The 18,408-nt window shown below is 69.6% G+C and carries 11 protein-coding genes; 3 read left to right on the top strand and 8 right to left on the bottom strand.

Annotated features, from left to right (window positions below):
• Positions 1 to 27: 27 nt before the first annotated feature.
• From ACFWBF_RS14120 to ACFWBF_RS14095, 6 genes are all read right to left on the bottom strand, one after another.
• Positions 28 to 2,109 carry a DUF2075 domain-containing protein gene (locus tag ACFWBF_RS14120; RefSeq protein WP_385600413.1) on the bottom strand — a complete coding sequence of 694 codons (2,082 nt, stop codon included), beginning with the start codon at positions 2,107 to 2,109 and terminating at the stop codon, positions 28 to 30.
• A gap of 249 nt (positions 2,110 to 2,358) precedes the next feature.
• Positions 2,359 to 3,144, bottom strand: coding sequence for a hypothetical protein (locus ACFWBF_RS14115; RefSeq protein ID WP_385600240.1), 786 nt, complete (start codon positions 3,142 to 3,144; stop codon positions 2,359 to 2,361).
• Positions 3,145 to 3,243: 99 nt separating this feature from the next.
• Entirely contained in the window at positions 3,244 to 4,485 is a 1,242-nt protein-coding gene (locus ACFWBF_RS14110; protein ID WP_385600237.1) for a TIGR02679 family protein, read from the bottom strand.
• Positions 4,476 to 8,603, bottom strand: a complete 4,128-nt coding sequence (locus tag ACFWBF_RS14105) for a TIGR02680 family protein (RefSeq protein WP_385600234.1) — start codon at positions 8,601 to 8,603, stop codon at positions 4,476 to 4,478. The genes ACFWBF_RS14110 and ACFWBF_RS14105 overlap by 10 nt, the downstream gene beginning before the upstream one ends.
• Positions 8,600 to 9,838: a TIGR02678 family protein gene (locus tag ACFWBF_RS14100; RefSeq protein ID WP_385600232.1), complete on the bottom strand. Its 1,239-nt coding sequence runs from the start codon at positions 9,836 to 9,838 to the stop codon at positions 8,600 to 8,602. Before ACFWBF_RS14100 ends, ACFWBF_RS14105 begins: the two co-directional genes overlap by 4 nt.
• A complete protein-coding gene (locus ACFWBF_RS14095; protein ID WP_385600229.1) occupies positions 9,835 to 11,397 on the bottom strand; it encodes a TIGR02677 family protein in 1,563 nt (520 codons plus the stop codon). The genes ACFWBF_RS14100 and ACFWBF_RS14095 overlap by 4 nt, the downstream gene beginning before the upstream one ends.
• Before the next feature lie 625 nt (positions 11,398 to 12,022).
• Here ACFWBF_RS14095 and ACFWBF_RS14090 point away from each other — a divergent pair.
• The gene (locus ACFWBF_RS14090) at positions 12,023 to 13,246 is read left to right on the top strand and encodes a hypothetical protein (RefSeq protein ID WP_385600226.1); all 1,224 of its coding nucleotides are present in this window, start codon (positions 12,023 to 12,025) and stop codon (positions 13,244 to 13,246) included.
• Between the two features lie 40 nt (positions 13,247 to 13,286).
• Here the strand turns inward: ACFWBF_RS14090 and ACFWBF_RS14085 are convergent, their stop codons facing one another.
• Positions 13,287 to 14,618: a class I SAM-dependent RNA methyltransferase gene (locus ACFWBF_RS14085; protein ID WP_385600223.1), complete on the bottom strand. Its 1,332-nt coding sequence runs from the start codon at positions 14,616 to 14,618 to the stop codon at positions 13,287 to 13,289.
• A gap of 125 nt (positions 14,619 to 14,743) precedes the next feature.
• Positions 14,744 to 16,792, bottom strand: coding sequence for an APC family permease (locus tag ACFWBF_RS14080; protein WP_385600220.1), 2,049 nt, complete (start codon positions 16,790 to 16,792; stop codon positions 14,744 to 14,746).
• 219 nt (positions 16,793 to 17,011) lie between these two features.
• On the opposite strand from ACFWBF_RS14080, the gene ACFWBF_RS14075 reads away from it, so the two are divergent.
• Positions 17,012 to 17,680 carry a potassium channel family protein gene (locus tag ACFWBF_RS14075; RefSeq protein WP_385600217.1) on the top strand — a complete coding sequence of 223 codons (669 nt, stop codon included), beginning with the start codon at positions 17,012 to 17,014 and terminating at the stop codon, positions 17,678 to 17,680.
• Entirely contained in the window at positions 17,677 to 18,339 is a 663-nt protein-coding gene (locus tag ACFWBF_RS14070; RefSeq protein ID WP_385224996.1) for a potassium channel family protein, read from the top strand. Before ACFWBF_RS14075 ends, ACFWBF_RS14070 begins: the two co-directional genes overlap by 4 nt.
• Positions 18,340 to 18,408: the final 69 nt, after the last annotated feature.

Genomic DNA, 18,408 nt, shown 5'->3' with positions numbered 1-18,408 from the left:
CCGCCACACGCGGTTGGACACCCCACGTCAGAACAGACGGTCAGGACCCGAGGTCCGCCGCTTGCCGGACTTGCGGCCCTTCGGCCGGGGCTCGTGCGGTGCACGATCCTTCTCGTGTCGATTCTGCATGGTGGGACGAAGTCCATGGATCTCTACCGGGCCCGCCCATTCCTTCAAGTAGGCGCGGGTCTCTTCGTCTGTCGAGTACAGCACCGTCGCGCGACTGCCTCGGGTCATGAGCACGTGGTACGCCTGGCGTACGAGTAGCGTGAATTCATCGGGACCAACAGTGGAGGCCTTGACTTCGGGGTCGAACGAGCCAGGTTGGGCCACGCGCCAAATCTTCGACGTCTCCTTACGCCTCTTCCCCCGGCGGAAGACCCACTCGCCTCCGCGTCGGACCATATCCTCGCCCATGATCACACCGCACCAGTCCCACTCCAGGCCCTGCGCTGTGTAGACACAGCCCACCTGGCCCAAGCCGCCCTCGTGCACAGCCCAGATTTTCGATGGCGGTGCTCCACCCGCACAGAAGCTCTGGCTGTCCGCGTTCCACGGCCGATGCCATTCGCCGATGCGGACGTCGGCTTCCAGCCTCTTCTCCTTGCCGAGGGGCTTGGTCCAAGGCCAGCAGTACCCTGCCACCATGCGCGCGGAAGCTCCTGCAGCGGCCTCGGTCCGGATGATCTGCTCAAGCTCTTCGGGGGTGTCCGCGACCTCTACGTGCATGAGGCCGTCGGGCCTCCAGAGTTCCGGCGCACCGTCGGTCACCCCGAGCAGGGTGCGTACCCAGCGGATGTAGGCATCGCTGCCACCGCACCTGAACTGCTCGCGCAGATCGTAGGAGACGAGTCGGGCGCCGTAGCGGTCGGTCGCGTCCTTGATCAGATTGGGTGTGCCCACCTCCTTGGGACGTACGGACTGCCGCTCGTCCATGAAGAAGACCGTCAGGCGCGACGCATCGAGGAGTTCGTCCACCTGTGGACGGGTACCCGACTTCCTCGCGTCCCTGGTGTTCGTGGAACGTTCGCGCAGACGGTGGGCCTCGTCACAGATCAGTACGTCCAGGAGCGGGTCCGGCGTTTTGACGAAACTACTGAAGTAGGTGAACGTCTTCTTGAACTTCCCGTCCCCGTATCCGACGTGGTCTCTCAAGGCCCCATTGAAAGCCCGGCTTCCGCTGGCATATTTCACCGTGCGGCCCTGCGCTTCGAGTTTCTTCTTGACCTGCAAACCGATGGCGCTCTTCCCGGTGCCGGCCCCACCGGTCACCAGGAAGACCACACGCCTTTCGTCCGGAACCAGAGCCGGTTCCCAGAGATCCGGAAGAACCTTGGCAGCCGCTTCCAGAATCTGGTCCGCGGCGGTCTTCTGCCGCCCGCGCAGGGTGAAGACCGTGTCGGTGCCGTGGGACCGGATCATGGCATCGAGCAACGGGGTGTTACGCAGCCCCATGCTCTTCAGCATCGCCTCGGCCTCGGTTGCACCGCCGTGGGCATCGAAGCTCCTCCTGAGCCCGTCGAGGAGTTCAGCACGCTGATCACCCGTGTACACCTGCGCATAGGCACCCGTCGGCGCATCCACGTCAAGGAGTGGACGCACCGAGTCCTGCGTGGCGTTGTGCAGGTAGGCGAAACCACCGCACTCGATGTCCAGCCCCCTGAAGGGGCCCTTGTCGCTCGTGAAGGCCTGGTAGTGCTCGCGGAGCTGAAATGCAGGGTGCTTCTTGTTGCCCATGCCCGGCACGTCCACCAGAGCCGCGGTGGCCCGCTCGATCCTGGTCACGGTCGACCAGCGCTTCAGTTCCACCAGCTGCACGGATGGCCGGCTCTCCTGCGGATGCCGCCCGACCAGCACGACATCCACCAGCAACGGATGGTCGGTTTCCTCAACCGTAGCGGCACACTCGACAATCATTTCCACGTTGCCGCGATCTGCCGCAACCAGGTCGTTCGCAAGACTGATCAAGCTCTCGGCCCACGCGGAGCGCTCCCCGACCGAGGCGTCAGCGCCCCGGAAGTACCGCCACCGGGCGGCAAGGTGCGGGACCATGCGGCGACGCGAGTGCAGAGTGAGCAGGTCCCGCGCCGAGAGTTTCAGCAGGAGCATGGACACGAGGTGGTTCCCCCAGGGCACGAGTAGCTCGTGCGGGTGGGGGCATGTCCTGTTCAGGAAGCCCGTCGGGCCGCAATTCGGTTGTAGTGATCTTAGGTAGGGCCTGGCCTTGCCGAGAAATGCCACCACGGCTGTCGACCGGAACCACAGCGATCATGGCTGGATCAAGCTGTACGAGTCACGCAGCACCACCTGCGCTCCGCAGCCCTTCGGTCCTCCTCGGGCGCGGGATGCACGTGCGCCTCATGGCCCAGCGATCGAGACGAATCGCACAGGTTCGGCCAACACGGTGACCGCAGGCCCCAAGCCGGCCCTTGTCCACCTCCGGCCCGCCTGACCGGACCTCGACTGCGTCTTGTTCGCGGTGGCCACCTCGCCGTGGACCCTCGGGACGAGCACTCGGTGATCACCGCCGCCCCGGTACTGGGTCAGCTCGACGGCATAGACATCCGTCTGGCGCAGCTGACGGTTCAGAAACTCGACGATCGCCCTCAGTTCCAGAGGTATCCGGTCCGCCACGAAGAGCAGCCGCATCCGTCCAGCCGCGAGCCGCTCCTCGACCGTCGCCCAGAACTCCTCGGGTGACTGGCCAACCAGCAGCTCCTGGTAGGCGTCCTCGAGAGGCCGCCCGTCCACCACGCAGGTTTCCTCGAAGGTCTGCTGGAGCAGGGCGGCAGGCCAGTAGCGCGCCCCGTTGGCGGCATAGTCGAGCATCTGGCCCACGACTTCCCGTCGTATGCGGGTGTCGGCCGCCCGCTTGACCTCCACCAGGGTCGGCACACCGTCCGCGTCCACGAACAGATGGTCCAGCCAGTACGTGGAGCCGATCTCGTTGCTGGTAGGGACTCTCATCTCCCGCGCCACGAGAACGAGCCGAAGGGGGCGACCGTCAGCGAGCGAACCGAAGTCCAGGATCCGGGGATGGCGTGCGAGCAGCGCCTGGAACTCGGCCTCGGTATCGAAAGGGGCAGGATCCAAAGCGTTCAGTCCCTCGCCCAGCAGAAACACCGGTTGTTCGGCCACTTCCACCCCCATCCCCCTGCACATCAATCACCACTGCCGACAGGCTTATCAAACTGCACTGACAACCGAGCAGGGAGCGGTCGTGGCCGCAGGTCCGCATCGTCGTCACGCAAGGTCGGACAGCAGCACGTCGAGGACTGTCTCTTCCTCGACTCGGAAGGCGAGTTGCAAGAGGGCCTGCTGTAGATCCGGGTCCCAGGGAGCCTCGGCCGGCTGCCCTACGAGTGGCGGACCGTCAGGCTTTGCGAGCGCCGCGGCGCGGTAGTCGGCGGCCGTGTAGCGCCAGGGATGCCAGGGGACGCGACGCAGCAGCGCGGATGCGATGCGGAGCCCGCCCCAGTCGAAGTCTCCGTGGTAGAGCAGTCTTGCCCCACGCTCGTGCAGGTGCCGCAGGAGAGTAAGTGCTGCTGCGGACGGCTGCCCCTGGAGGCACACCAGCGGGGCGGAATCAGCCCCGTGGACGTCGGCTGCCGCCGCTAGCACCGCCGGGTTCTCGCAGATCCGGACTACCGTGGCAGAAGCCGCAACGGGGTGGCGGATGAGCTGGCGGAGGGTGAGGACGGACGGCTCGCCCGCGTCAGCCATCAAGTCGAGGGTGGGCGCTCCCCTCAGGTTCAGGGTGAGGACCGTCGAGGACAGCTCGTCGCGGAGCAGGCCCGCCGATGCCCATGCCTCCCGGCGCCATTCCGCGCCCGACCCATCGGGGAAGCCCGTCAGCGCTCGGATGCCCGAGAGAGTAAGGGTGGCCAAGGGGGTGCCGTCGTCCAGGGCATGGGCAGCGCCGAGCAGCCGGGCCGCGAAGGCGGGAAGCGAGACGGGCGGGTCTGCGGGGAGGGCGCTGAGGGCAGTGGCGACTTGGCCGAGGAGGTCTTGGGCTGCGGCAGGTGTGCCGGCGAGGCGGCGTACCAGGCCGTCGCCGCGAAGCCGGTCGGCCCATGCGGCAAGGCCCGGGATCTGGTCCGCAAGGGCGTCGATCACGGCGTACGCCTCCTGCCAGGCCCGCTCCTCGGCCTGCCGGACCGGGCCGAGCAGGACGAGCGGCCCGGTGAGCACGACTACGGCGGCCGCCAGGCCGTCCGGGCTGATTCCAGAACGGCGCAGGACGGTGTCCACCTCGTCGAGCCGGACGGTCAGGGAGCGCCCGCTCCCAGGGGAGCGGCCCAGCAACCGCTCGGCCGATGCCCGCTGCGCCGGCATGGGCGCGCGGAGGGAAACCGGACCGGTCAGAGGCTGTTCACGCTCCAGGCGTCGGCGCACCCGGTCGACCAGCCAGTCGAGGGCGGGGTCGCCCAGCAGGCGGCGCAGGCGGGCATCGTCAACCGGCGCGGTGGCGGATGTCAGGTCCACAGCTGCTCCGGTCCGGCGGTCGTCTCCGCGAGCGGGTCCCGATTCGGAGCCTCCGACCGCACCGGGTCCTCTCGGCGGAGCCGCCGTGCGCCGTCCCATTCCCAGCGGGTGACGAGTACCGCCGCCACCTCGTCGATCCGCGAAAGCTGGGCGATGGCGACGCCGGGGACCTGCGGATAGCAGGCCCACTCCCGTTCGCTCGTCATCACCACGTCCAGGTCGAACGCGTGCAGCAGGCCCAGGCACTTGGCGCGCGAGTCGTCGTCCACGCCGGCGAACGCCTCGTCGAGGGTGACCAGGCGGGGCGCGTACGGGCTGCCCGCGCTCGCGTAGTGCGAGGAGGCCGCGGCGAACAGCGGTACGGATACCGCGAGGACCCGCTCGCCACCCGAGGCCGGGCCCGTGGCCGGGACCCAGCGGCCGTGCTGGTGCCGCTCGACCCCGAATTCGTGCCAGGCGCGGTAGTCGAGCGCGGCGGTGAGGTGTTCGAGCCAGCTGCCGGACGTATCGTCCGTCTGCTGCCGGGCGATCTGCGTCTGGAGGAACTCACCCACCGCCGCCCGGTCTTCCGGGGTCCAGGCGTCAGCGGACTGGCGTAGCCGCTCACGGGCCGGGGCGAGGCCCGAGGGTGCCTTGCGGGAGCCCCGCCAGACCAGCCGCAGCTTCATCCCGGTGGAGGTGGGCCGGTCCTCCAGCTCGGTGTTCATGTCGCGCACCTGCCGTTCGGCGGCCCCGATGAGTTCCTGGAGGGTGCCCGCGACCTCGGTGATCAGATGGGTTTCGAGGATCTCCCGTTCACGGGCCGACAGGATGCGGGTGAGTTCGCCGACCTCGGCGGTGAGTGCCTTGGCGAGTTCGGGTACGGCACGCTCGCGGCCCTGGTAGACGATGTCGACGACCATGCCGTCCTCCACCATCCGGGCGGACGCGGTGTGCCCGTGTCGGGACAGGGTGTCCTGCAAGGACTTGAATTCCTCGCTCAGCCTACGTTGTACGCGCTCCCAGGCGCCGTCCGAGTCATCGGCCGACGCCAGCCCGGACTCGATGGCGCGGGCGAGCACGATCGCCGGGGTGGCCGCCCAGGGACCGTCACCCGCGGCCGGCACCGGGAGGTCCGGGAGGGCAACCGTGATCAAGCCCGTAGCCGTGAACCGCTGGAGCCCCGCGATGGCCTCCGCCCGTGCCTCGGCCGCTTCCACGAGGTCCTTCTCCAGCTGCTCGATGCGGCCTTCGGCCTTGCTCGCCGCCCGGTCCGCCTCGGCATGGCGCGTGCGGGTGAGCTTCTGGTCCGCGTCACAGTCGCGCAGGGCTTCGGCGGTCTCGGTGAGCCGTCGTTCGAGTTCGGCCACGGCCGCGCCGACGGTGGAGCGCAGCGTGGTGTGGCGCTCGTCCGCTGTCACTGCCTCGCGCCCGGCCTCATCGGCCCGCAGCGCGAGTTCGGCGGTCCGCTCCGCCGCCTGCCCGGCCTCGGCGCGTTCCTCCTCCGCCTGGCGTGCCGCCTCGCCGCGTTCGCGCAGGGCCGGCCACAGGGCGGCCAAGGTGACGGCGAGGGAGCCGTGGGCCTGCCGTACCTCGGCAAGACCGGCCCGATCGGTGGGCAGGCCCAGTTCGCCGGCGGTCTCGGTGAGTTCCGCGGCGGCCCGTTCGGCCCGTCCGGCCGCCTCCAGGAGGTCGGCGGCGCGCTCCTCGCGTCGCAGGCGAGTCCGGCCCACCGACTCCGCGGTGGCGGTCACCTGGGCGTACGCCCGGGTGAGGGGGCTCTCGTCGGGTACGCCGGCCAGCTCGGCGTCGATGGTGGCGCGTCGCACGGCCACAGTCTCAGACTGTGCCACGGCCTTGTCCGACTCCTGCTGGAGCAGGTCGAGTTCAGTACGCAGGGCGGCGATACGGGACCGTCGCGCAACCTCCCGCGCCCCTTCGCCGACGTACTCGGCAGTCGGCTTGGCCCAGCGGCCGATGAGCGCGCCGACGCGGAAGCGCCCGTCCACCCCCGCCCAGGTGCCGGCTCCACCATCCCCTCCCGCGCCGATGGCGGCGAGCAGCCGTGTCACCGTGTCCTCGCCCACCGCCGCGGCTTGTGCGTCGCCGCCGTCCCCGGCCGGGCGCAGCAGCCCGCCGAGCGACTCCCCGGCCACCGGCCCGGTCGTCGGGGAGAGGAGTACGTCGTGCCCGTCCGCGTCGAGGACGGAGCCGTCGGGGAGCACCCAGGCGTCCAGCAGCCCGGAGGCTTCCAGTGCCGCCTCCAGTCCGGCGCGTTCGTGTTCCGGGAGTCCGTCGTGGAAGTCCACCAGCCGCCACAGCGGTGCTCCGGAAAGCCGCTCGCGCAAGCCGGGCGTGCGGGTGAGCGGGGGCTGGGGGCCCCGTCGGCCGCCAGCTTCCAGCGCGGCGATCTCCTCGCGGACCCGGCCGATGCGTGCTACCAGCTCCGTCGTCCGGCGCACCGCTTCGGCTGCCTCGTCGGCCAGTTGCGCCGAGGCCGCGCTGTGGACTCGTGCGGCGTGCACGCGGGCCGGGTAGGGCCCGTCGAGGTGCAGCGTCCACTCCTGGAGTTCATCGAGCAGGCCGGTCAGGTCGGGGCAGGCCAGTCCGGTCCAGGTGCGCGCGTGTTCTCGTACGTCGTCCAGCAGGGCTTGCCCCGCCCGTGCGGCCGCTTCCTCCGCCCGGCCCTGCGCCGCGGTGGTCTGGTCGAGGTCGGTATCCGCCTCGTCGAGGCGGACGGATGCCTGCCGCCGGACCTGGGCCGCCCTCTCAGCCGTCTCCGCGAGGTCCTCCGCGTGGGCGAGCGCACGATGTCCGCGGTCCGTCGACTGCTCCGCCGCGCGCCGCAGTTCGGACTCCGGCAGCCCGTCGTCCCCAGGCAGGTCGATCCGTGCGGCGGCGGCCGCCTCCCGTGCCGTGCGGAAGGTGTCCTGGGCCAGCCGGCCGGCGGCGCGCAGCCGGTTTTCGGCCGCGCCGAGCCGTCCGAGCGCCTTGTTGTGCAGACCTGCCGCCTGGTCCCGGTCGTCCCGGGCGCGGCTGCGGGCGCGGTCGGTCCGCTCGACCTCCTTGGCCGCCTGCTCCAGCTCCCGGGCGCTGCGCATCTCGGGGCCCTCGCGCAGGGCCGCGTCCTGGGCCCGCAGGCGCGCCTGGGTCTCTTCCAGGGCGGCGATCCGTACCTCCGCCGTCGCCCGCGCCTCCTGGGCACGGGTCTGCTCGGCCTGTCCATCGGCGAGGTCGCGCTGAAGGTGCTCGTAGCGGGAATGCTCGCCGCGCGGGAGGCGGGCGCGCCGACGGGTGGCGATCCGGGCGTAGCGCCGGTAGTGGTCCAGGAAGGCTGTGGCGGCCCGCTCTGCAGCGGAGGCGGCCGCCAGTTCCTCCTTCTCCTCGTCCAGGGAGCGGAAGGCTTCGGCCACGTCGGCGATGACCGCCTGGTCCATGGGCGGCAGGGCCTCAGTGAGGGCTCGGGACAGGGCTGCCTCGTTCGGGCGCTTGGACAGCTGAGGCTGGCGCAGCTGGATGAGCAGGTCGACCAGAGCGCCGTACCGCTGCTCGCCGAGTCCGAAGAGGGCCTCGTCAACGGCCCTGCGGTAGGTCTTGGCCTGGTCGTACACCATGCCGTGCCCAGTGACGGCCTCGGCGAGCCGGTCGCGGGACAGGGCCGTGCCGGTGGCGTCGAGCAGGCTGAGGGACGTCTCGGCGGCGGCCCCCCGGCCGTGGTCGACGCGCTGGCTGGTGAGCGCGTACCAATGGCGTGCGATGCCCCGCCCGCTGACTGCCTTGAGTCCGCAGAGCAGCGTGCGGAAATGCCGCTCGCCGCTGGTCTCGTCGAGCCTGCCGAACTCGATCCAGGTGTAACCGAGCCGCTCGGAGTGCGGATGTTCGCCGCCGAGGAGCAGGTTCCACTCCATCCTCTTGCCCGGGTCGCCGTCGGGTTCGACGCGGCGTGAGCTGAGGTCTCCGTCGAGCAAGAAGGGCAGGGTCAGGGCGAGCACCTTGGACTTGCCGGTGCCGTTGTTCCCGCGCAGGAGCAGGCGCCCGTCCCGGAAGTGGAATTCCTCCACGTCGTAGTGGAAGAGGTCGACGAGTCCGATGCGCAGGGGCTGCCAACGGGAGCGCAGGGGATCGGGGAGGCGGGTCACGGCTTGCTGGCCTTTCGCTGCGCGGGCATACGTGCGGTGCCTGGTTCGAGTACGACGGTCTCGCCCACCGCGTACCGGGCGAGGGCCGGACGCGGCGCCACGCCGAGGGCCGTACGGGAGACCAGTCCGAGGGCGGCGAGCCGGGCAACAGCCTGTTCCACGAGTTCACCTTCCATGCCGGGCTCCCGTGCGGACTTGGCCCAGAATCCGCCGTGCTCGGCGGCGAGTTCCCGGACTCGGAGCGCCAGCTGGTCGGTAGTAACGGGACCGCCCGCCGCGGCCAGGTGCTCTGCGAGCAGCAGCGTGACGTGACCGTTGGTTCCCTGCTCGGGCATCCGGACGTCGGTCAGGTCGTCGTCCGGGTCGACCATCGCGATGCCTTCGGCCCGTACCTCGGGGACCAGGCCGGTCAGCTCGGTGATGCGGGCGGTGAGGAAGCCTCGCTGCCGGGTGAGGTAGCCGAGCTCGGCATCGGTCAGCTCGTCGTAGTAGAGAACCGGATCATCCAGGAGCCTGCGGGTCAGCGAGCGCCGCATGGCGCGGAAGCGCAGCTCGTCGCTGTCCAAGGCGGTGTCGGAGACGAGTTCGGCGAGGCGGTCCGCGGGATCCTCGGCGTGCACGGTGGAGGGGCCGCGGCGCGCGGCGAGCAGGCCGGCCAGCACCCGCCGTTCCACGTCGTACAGGACATCGCCGGCTCCGCTGACGTACGCCTCCTCGTCGCCGGCCACGCGCCGGAGCACGCCGAGCCCGAGGAGGAGCCGTACGACGGCGGCGAGGTCGAGGCGCTCGTCCCGGCGGTCCAGGGTGAACTGGATGCCCGCCCGGACGAGCTGCGGGTCGGCGGCGTCGAGGACGACCTGGCTGGCGAGGCGGCCGAGCGCGATCTGGGCCTCGCCCCGTTCGAGGGCGGCGAGGGCGAGACAGAGCAGGACGTAGCGGCGCCGCGTGAAGGGGGCGGCCGCGCGGCTCGCCTCGCGCGCGGGGTGCGTGGGGTCGGTGAGCACGCCGGGTATTTTCCGCAGGCGGGCGGCCTCGGCATCTGTCTGGAGGGCCCAGCCGGTATTGCGGTCGAACCATTCGCGCAGTTCGGAGGCGTGCCGGCGGACGAGGCGGAACTCGTCGGCGTACCGGCCACGGGCGAGCAGGAGAGGCTGCTTGAGCAGGGCGCGAGCAGCCTTGCGGAGGTCGGCCGCGTGCTGGCCGTCGAGCACCTCGGCGAGCGGAGTGCTGTTCATCGGACACCAGCCCCGTCCGTCAGGTCGATGATCTCGATGAGGTGGTCGGGACCGCGGAAGAGGCCTCCGGCCGTCCGGATCTCCGCGGTTCCGCCGTCGGCGAGCGCGCTGAGCCGGATCTCCATGGAGCCGTCGTTGCTGGTGGCCACGGTGTGCCGCATACCGGGCCGCCAGGTGGCCAGCGCATCGCCGAGCAGCTGGAGGAAGAGCCCGAAGGAAACCGGGTCGAGTTCGCCGAGTCCGGAGAGCCGGGTGATCCCGTCGGTGACGAGCCGGGCTCGTGCCGCCGCGGTCTCGGCCGCCTGCTTGGCGGCCACCTCGGCGAGTCTGCGGCGCGGCTCCTCCCGGTCCTCGACCTTGCGCGGCTTGCCGCGCCGCTCGTAGCTACCGGTACGACGCAGTTGGGGGCTTATCCGCAGCGGCTCGGCCTCGGCCCACGGAGTGGCAGCGGGAACCGGCAGCGCTGCACGGGAGGCCAGCGTCTCGGCGTCGACGGTGAGATGTCGCGCGGGGTACAGCCCGAAGGCGGTGCGCCACAGCCGGTGCCGGGCGTCGTCGTCCGGCGCCTCGGCGAACCAGCGGGCGAGCGTACGGAAGTCGGCGGACCGGTCGGAGCGCCCGGCCCTGCGCTCGTTCAGCGACCGTACGACGGCCAGGAGCTGAGGAATCGCCCCGAGCGCTCGGCCGCGCAGCAGTCTGGCCTGCGACTCGCGCCCGTCCCGGCTGATGAACCAGGCGGCGAGGCCGGTCCACCGCCCGGACCAGCGCTGGTACGCCTCCCACTCGGCGTGCTCGGTCTCCTCCGGCGAGGCGTCGGCCGCCTCACGGGCCGCGGCAGCCCGCAGTAGAGGTTCGATGCTCCCGACGTGTTCCAGCTCCAGGATCAAGCGGGCGATGCGCCCGCCAAGGGTGATCAGGTCCTGGATGAACCGCTCCAGGTACTGGATGAGCCGGTCCTTGTAAGCGAGGAAGACTTCCTCTTCGACGTCATGGAGGTCGATGGTCCGCTGCAAGGACCCCATGAAGGCGCGGGCATTGTCGGCAAGAGCGGCGAACCGACTCGCCAGCGCGTCAAGTGCCAGGTGCGTTTTGGCCTGATCCGGCTGTTCCTCGGCTGCCAGCACGAGGAGGGCCCGCAACTGGGTAACAATGTCGTGCAGGGCGACGGCCTGCAGCGAGCCGCGCCGCCCGAGCGCCTCGTCATAGACGCCCAGTGCCTCCTCGGCAGCTTCTCCGGCCTGGGTGAGCTGGTAGACGAACCGCTTCCGGTAGAAGTCCTCGACGGCGGTGACGCGGGCGGTGTCGGGGTCAGCGCGGAGATTGCCCCAGCCGACGAGGCTGTCCAGCGCCTTGACCACGACGTCCAGCTCAGCGGGTCGCGCCTCGGCCGGCAGGGCGGCATGCACGTCTTCGGGACGCAGATGCACCGCGAACCGCTCTTTGGCGATGACGAATCCCCGCATCACCTGACGGTAGAGAGCCGTGTTCTGGACGGTGAGGTGGGCGAAGGGGCTGTAGCCGTCCGGTCGTGGCTCCGGGGCGGTGGTGGTGACGGTCATCGCCGACCATTGTCCCCCAGCGGACAGAGTCGCAGACAGGGACGAAAGCACTTGGCCGATTTACACCACAATGCGATCTTGCATGCCTCTGTTTCACCGAACTCCGGGAGATCGCGGGCCGAGGCTGGCAACATGCGACATTGCCCGATCGACCCAGGCGGAGGCCCAAGTGAAGCAGCAGCTCAACTAACGTCAGCTGGCGGTGCTGCAGTGGGTCGGGCACGGGTGCCCCGATGGCGTGTGGGAAGACAACACATACAAGACCAGCTGTCAGGCTCTGCAGAATCGCGGGCTGCTGAAGGTGGTCAGGCAGCGGGGGCGGTGGAGCGCCGCGATTACCGACGCGGGCCGGCACTATCTGACGCACGGGGCGTACCCGCCCGCTCAACCGCAGCGCAGATCCATGACGCAAACGCAGAAGTCGACTCCTTCCGTCCCTGCCGCATCTCTTGAGAGTGAGCCGGCTGCAAGGCAGGTTGCGCTGACAGCACCACAGAAGGCGATGCGTCTCAGGCACCCCCGTAGGACGGTCACGGAAGAGCTTTTGGAGGAACTCGCAGAAGCGGGCGGCCGGATTGTCAAGAGCAGCAGGTCTGGCCCAAACTCCGTGAATTGGTCCGCCCGCGTGAGCGCTGCGCGCAGATCCGGAAGGATTCCGGAGACGAAGGAGCTGTACGGGCGCTGGTGTCGGAACGGCTACGAGATCCGGTTGGAGGATGTTCCCGTGTGGCGCCTGGCTGTGCTCGAACCCGTTCCCGTGACTGCTCGGCTCACGCAGCCGCATGCCGTGGTGAAGGCTATGCAGAGCCATTCCCATCCCATGGGTGTGACCAAGGCCGTACAGGCACGGGCCCTGCGACTTGTTCAAGCCCTTATTTTGGCGACGCAGAAGCTGGGGCACGTCAGCAAGGTCGGGCCGACTCGCGGTGCACCACCCCAGCATCGGCGGCGAAGCGCTGCGCCGCACTTCACGATCACCGCGCAGGGACAGACGTGCGACTTCCTGGTCCTTCAGGAGCAGGACCGCACAGATCACACAGCCACCGAGAAGGAACTAGCGGAAGCCAAGAAGTACTCGTGGGTCACGACCCCGCGGTTCGACTACTCCCCTGCCGATCGGCTACGGATCGCCCTCAGCGGCGGCCAGCCACATCGGGCCAGCGAGTGGGTTGACACAGCTGCGCGCTCCCTTGAAGAGCAACTCGCCGAGATCGTGCAGGAAGTCGGGCTCCGAGGTGAAGCTACGGAACGCAAGCGGCTGGCCGATCTGGAAGCAGCACGACAAAAGCGGCTGCAATGGGAAGCTGCGATGCACCAAGCACAGATCGACTACGCAGAGGCATTCCGCGTTCAGTGCCTCGAAGCGCAAGAAAAGGCATGGCGGCACGCAGCGGGCCTAACCGAATACGTCAACGCTCTCCGCCTCCACGCAGCGACCCTGCCCGCCGGACCGGAGAGGGATGGCGCCGAGGCCTGGATCGCTTGGGCCGACGGCCATGTACGACGTCTGAACCCACTCAGCGGGACGCTGGGCCTGCCGGACATTCCAGCGCCTCGCGCCGATGATCTGAAGCCGTTCCTCCGCGGCTTGAGCCCCCTACGGCCCCGGCTACTGAAAGTAGCCATCTGCGCCCATTCCGAGGCATCCAGCGGTGTTCGCAGACAGTTGCCGCTGCCATGGGCGTTGGCCACCCATGGCAGCGAACAGTCAAGACTTCGCAATGCCAAGTCTCCGGATGTAGGCCTGACACCTGACGCGACCTGCGCGATCAGGGAGCTGGCGACCCGTCAGAACGTGCGTCAAACGAGCGTCACGAGCGTCGAATTTGCGTCAAGATATCGCCCGTAACGCCCACAATGCACATAACGCACACCGAGAAACCCGCAGGTCAGGCGTCCTTCGCCACCCGCTCCAGGATCGCCACGCACTCCATGTGGTGCGTCATCGGGAAGAGGTCGAAGACGCGCAGGGTGCGGACCTTGTAGCCGTTCTCCTTGAAGTAGCCCAGGTCGCGGGCCAGGGCCGCCGGGTCGCAGGCCACGTAGGCGATGCGGCGCGGGGTGAGGCCGGCCACCTGGCGGACCGTCTGCTTGCCGGCGCCCGCGCGGGGCGGGTCGAGGACGACCAGGTCGCACTCGGTGATGCCGGTCTTCGGGAGGATCTGCTCGACCTTGCCCTGCTCGACGCGGACCCGCGGGAAGTCCGCCAGGTTGTGCCGGGCGTCCTCGACCGCGCGCTTCGTGGACTCGATGCCGAGCACCGCGCCCGTGTCGCCGAGGCGCTCCGCCAGGGCGCCCGCGAAGATGCCGACGCCGCAGTAGAGGTCGAGGGCCATCTCGCCCTTGCGCGGCATCAGGCCCTGCATGACGGCCTTGATCAGGGTGTCGGCGGCCTGCGGGTGGACCTGCCAGAAGCCGCCCATGCCGACGCGGTACGTACGGCCGTCCGCGCGCTCCCGTACGAAGGGGCGGCCGTGGACCCGGTGGACTCCGCCGTCCTTCTCCTCGACGCGCAGGACGGAGACCGGCTTGTCCAGCTCGACGAGGGGGAGGCGGCCGCCGGGGCGGGGGGTGAGGACGACCTGACGGTCGTTCGAGCCCGAGGCCGCGATGGCCTCGACCGACGCCATCTGGGGCCAGTCCTGCTTCTCGATGCCCAGCTCGCTGACGCCCGGCGCCGCGATCATGCAGTGGTCGATCAGCTCGATGTCGTGCGAGCGGTGCTTGCGCAGGCCCGCGTTGCCGTCCTCGTCGATGGCGAACTGCACGCGGGTGCGCCACTGCGGGACCTGCCCGGCGGGGAGCTTGTCGCCCTCGGCCGGCATGACCGTGCCGTCCCAGCCGGCCTCCTCCGGGGTGAGCCCGGCGAGCCGCTGGAGCTGCTCGGCGACGACCTCGCCCTTGAGCCGGCGCTGGGCGCCCGGCTTGGCGTGCTGCCAGTCGCAGCCGCCGCACTTGCCGGGGCCGGCGTACGGGCACGGAGCCTCGACGCGGTCCTTGGAGGCGTCCAGCACGGTGATCGCGTCGGCGCGCAGGAAGCGGGAGTCGACGTCGCCCTCGGTGACCTTGGCGACGATCTTCTCACCGGGCAGGGTGTGGCGGACGAACAGGACCCGGCCGTCGGCGGTCCGGGCGATGCAGTGCCCGCCGTGCGCGACGGGACCGACCTCGACCTCGTACTCCTCCCCGACCAGTGACTGCTTCTCGTTCTGCTCGGTCATGGTGGGGAGGCTCCAAGGCTGTGAAAGGGAGAGATGGGGAGAGATGGGGAGAAAACGAGAAAACAAGGAACGGCCGGACGGCCGACCCACCAGTTTACGTGGATCTCGTCCGGCCGTTCACCACGCTACTTCGCGGCGGGGTCCCTGGGCCGCGGCGTGTCCACGGGCCCGCGGCGCACGGCGCCCGGGGCGCTCCACTCGGCCCGCTTCTTCGCCCGCTTCTTCGCGAGCTCGGAGGACTCCAGCTGGTAGGGCACCGAGGTGACCATCACACCGGGGGTGAACAGCAGCCGGCCCTTGAGCCGCAGCGCGCTCTGGTTGTGCAGGAGGTGCTCGTACCAGCGCCCGACGACGTACTCCGGGATGTACACGCTGACGGCGTCGCGCGGGTTCTCGCTGCGCAGGCCCTTGACGTACTCCACGACCGGCCGGGTGATCTCGCGGTACGGGGAGTCGAGGATCTTCAGCGGGACGTTGATCCCGCGCCGCTCCCACTCCTCGCGCAGCGCCTTGGTCTCGGCCGTGTCGACGCTGATGCTGAGCGCCTCCAGGGTGTCCGAGCGGGTCAGCTTGGCGAAGGCCAGGGCGCGCAGGGTGGGCTTGTGGACCTTGGAGACCAGGACGATCGAGTGGACCCGGGAGGGGCGCACGCTGTCGTCGCTGGGGCCCTCGGCCGCCGCGATCTCGTCGGCGACCCGGTCGTAGTGCTTGCGGATCGCGCTCATCGTTCCGTAGAAGATCAGCATCCCGAGCAGGGCGACCCAGGCACCGTGCGTGAACTTGGTGGCCAGGACGACGACCAGCACCATGCCGGTGAAGAAGGCGCCGAAGGTGTTGATCGCCCGCGAGCGGTGCATCCGGCGGCGGACGATCGGGTCGTGCTCGGAGGCCAGGTGGCGGTTCCAGTGCCGGACCATGCCGATCTGGCTCAGCGTGAAGGAGACGAAGACGCCGACGATGTAGAGCTGGATCAGCTTCGTCGAGTCCGCGTCGTAGATCCACACCAGCAGCATGGCCGCGCCGGCGAGGAGCACGATGCCGTTGGAGAAGGCGAGCCGGTCGCCGCGGGTGTGCAGCTGGCGCGGCAGGTAGCGGTCCTGGGCGAGGATCGAGCCGAGCAGCGGGAAGCCGTTGTACGCGGTGTTGGCGGCGAGGAACAGGACCAGCGCGGTGGCCGCGGCCAGCACGATGAAGAGGAAGCTGCCGTTGCCGAAGACGGCCTCGGCCACCTGGGAGATGACCGGGTGCTGGACGTAGTCGGGTCCGACCGGGACCCCGTCCTTGAGCAGGTTGGTGGCGGGCTTCTCCGACATCCGCACGTTGGTGGCCATGGCCAGGCCGATGATCCCGCAGAACATGGTGACGGCCAGTCCGCCCATGAGGGCGAGGGTGGTGGCCGCGTTCTTGCTCTTGGGCTTGCGGAAGGCGGGTACGCCGTTGCTGATGGCCTCGACACCGGTCAGGGCCGCACAGCCGGAGGAGAAGGCCCGCAGGAGCAGGAAGACCAGCGCGAAGCCGGCCAGCCCCTGATGCTCGGCCTTGATCTCCAGGCCGGCCGTCGGGGCCTCCATGGACTCGCCCATGACGAGGCCGCGCCAGGCACCCCAGGCGATCATGACGAAAACGGCGCCGACGAAAATGTACGTCGGGATGGCGAAGAGGTTTCCGGATTCCTTCACGCCCCGCAGATTCATCAGCGTGAGCAGCAGAATCATGATCATCGCCGAGAGCACCTTGTGCTCGATGACGAAATCGACGGCGGAGCCGAGATTCTCCACCCCGGAGGAGATGGACACGGCGACGGTCAGGACGTAGTCGACCAGCAGGGCGCTGGCGACGGTGAGACCGGCCTTGGGGCCGAGGTTGGTGTTGGCGACCTCGTAGTCACCGCCGCCGCTGGGGTACGCGTGGACGTTCTGGCGGTAGGAGGCGACCACGGTGAACATCAGCACCACGACCGCGACGGCGATCCATGGGCTGAACTGGTACGCCGACACACCCGCGATCGACAGGACCAGCAGGACCTCGCCAGGGGCATATGCCACTGAGGAGAGCGGGTCGGATGCGAAGACGGGAAGGGCGATTCGCTTGGGGAGGAGCGTTTCCCCGAGGCGGTCGCTGCGTAGCGCCCGGCCGATCAGGATCCGTTTGGGCACGTCGGTCAGTTTGGACACGCAGAGGATCGTAAGCGTTCGAAATCAGCCTGACGAACCCCCCGCCGGTATACGGGGCAAAGTGACACCGCATCGAGGGCAATGCGCCGCCCCCTCCAGCGCAAATGGTCACACTGGTGACCGCCCGTGTGTAGCTTGGGCCATGGTCTGAGACCCTGTTAAGCCAGAGCAGCAATGAGGCTGGAAACCAGCGAGCCGCTGACAGCCGGAAGGACGGCCGTGCACATCGTCATTATGGGCTGCGGAAGAGTGGGTTCCGCCCTCGCGCAGACCCTGGAGCAACAGGGGCATACGGTCGCCGTGGTGGACCAGGACCCCACCGCATTCCGTCGGCTGGGAGCGTCCTTCGGCGGCCGCCGCGTCACCGGCGTCGGCTTCGACCAGGACACCCTGCGGGAGGCCGGTATCGAGGACGCGGGTGCCTTCGCGGCCGTCAGCAGCGGTGACAATTCCAACATCATCGCCGCTCGCGTGGCCCGTGAGATGTTCGGCGTCGAGAACGTCGCCGCCCGCATCTACGACCCCAAGCGCGCCGAGGTCTACCAGCGCCTGGGCATCCCCACCGTCGCGACCGTGCGGTGGACCGCCGACCAGATGCTGCGCCGGCTGCTGCCCTCGGGCGCGGAGCCGCTGTGGCGCGACCCGAGCGGCGGTGTCCAGCTCGCCGAGGTGCACACCTCCGCCGCGTGGATCGGCCACAAGGTCAGCAAGCTGCAGGAGGAGACCGGCGTCCGCGTCGCCTTCCTCACCCGACTGGGCGAGGCCATGCTGCCGACGTCGGCGACGGTCCTCCAGGAGGGCGACCTCGTCCACGTGATGATGCGCACGGACGAGATCGACAAGGTCGAGGCGTCCTTCGCCGAGGGCCCCGAGGAGGCACACGCATGAGGGTCGCGATCGCCGGAGCCGGCGCGGTGGGCCGCTCCATCGCCGGTGAGCTGCTGGAGAACGGCCACGAGGTGCTCCTCATCGACAAGGCGCCGACCGCCATCTCGGTGGAGCGGGTGCCGCAGGCCGAATGGCTGCTGGCCGACGCGTGCGAGATCACCTCGCTGGACGAGGCCGCGCTCCAGCGCTGCAACGTCGTCATCGCGGCGACCGGCGACGACAAGGTCAACCTGGTCGTGTCGCTGCTCGCCAAGACCGAGTACGGGGTCCCGCGGGTGGTCGCCCGCGTGAACAACCCGAAGAACGAGTGGCTCTTCAACGAGTCCTGGGGCGTCGACGTCGCGGTCTCCACGCCGCGCCTGATGTCGGCCCTGGTCGAGGAGGCCGTCAGCGTCGGTGACCTGGTGCGGCTGCTGCGCTTCAGCCACGGTGACGCCAACCTCGTCGAGCTGACCCTGCCGCCCGACTCCTCGGTGGCGGGCACCCAGATCAGCGAGATCGCCTGGCCCGAGGACACCTCGCTGGTCACGATCATCCGCGGCAACCGGGTCCTCACCCCCCACGGCGAGGAGACCCTGGAGCCGGGCGACGAACTCCTCTTCGTGGCCGCCCAGGCCCGCGAAGAACAGCTGGAGGACCTCCTCCAGGCCCGCCACTAGCCCGGCGGGCACGCTTCCGGGGGAGCCCTCGGCAGCGGCGCCGCACCGGCACACGAAGGGGGCGGGACG

Source organism: Streptomyces sp. NPDC060028 (genome assembly GCF_042736725.1).
Taxonomy (GTDB): Bacteria; Actinomycetota; Actinomycetes; order Streptomycetales; family Streptomycetaceae; genus Streptomyces.
The sequence above is the reverse complement of the archived record's forward strand: the minus strand, read 5'-3'. Positions and strand labels throughout refer to the sequence as shown.

Bases quoted from the DNA above. Each gene is read 5' to 3' on its own strand.
- ACFWBF_RS14120 (WP_385600413.1), bottom strand. From the start codon at position 2,109: ATGCTCCTGCTGAAACTCTCGGCGCGGGACCTGCTCACTCTGCACTCG.
- ACFWBF_RS14095 (WP_385600229.1), bottom strand. From the start codon at position 11,397: ATGACCGTCACCACCACCGCCCCGGAGCCACGACCGGACGGCTACAGC.
- ACFWBF_RS14070 (WP_385224996.1), top strand. From the start codon at position 17,677: ATGAGGGTCGCGATCGCCGGAGCCGGCGCGGTGGGCCGCTCCATCGCC.
- ACFWBF_RS14085 (WP_385600223.1), bottom strand. From the start codon at position 14,618: ATGACCGAGCAGAACGAGAAGCAGTCACTGGTCGGGGAGGAGTACGAG.
- ACFWBF_RS14100 (WP_385600232.1), bottom strand. From the start codon at position 9,838: ATGAACAGCACTCCGCTCGCCGAGGTGCTCGACGGCCAGCACGCGGCC.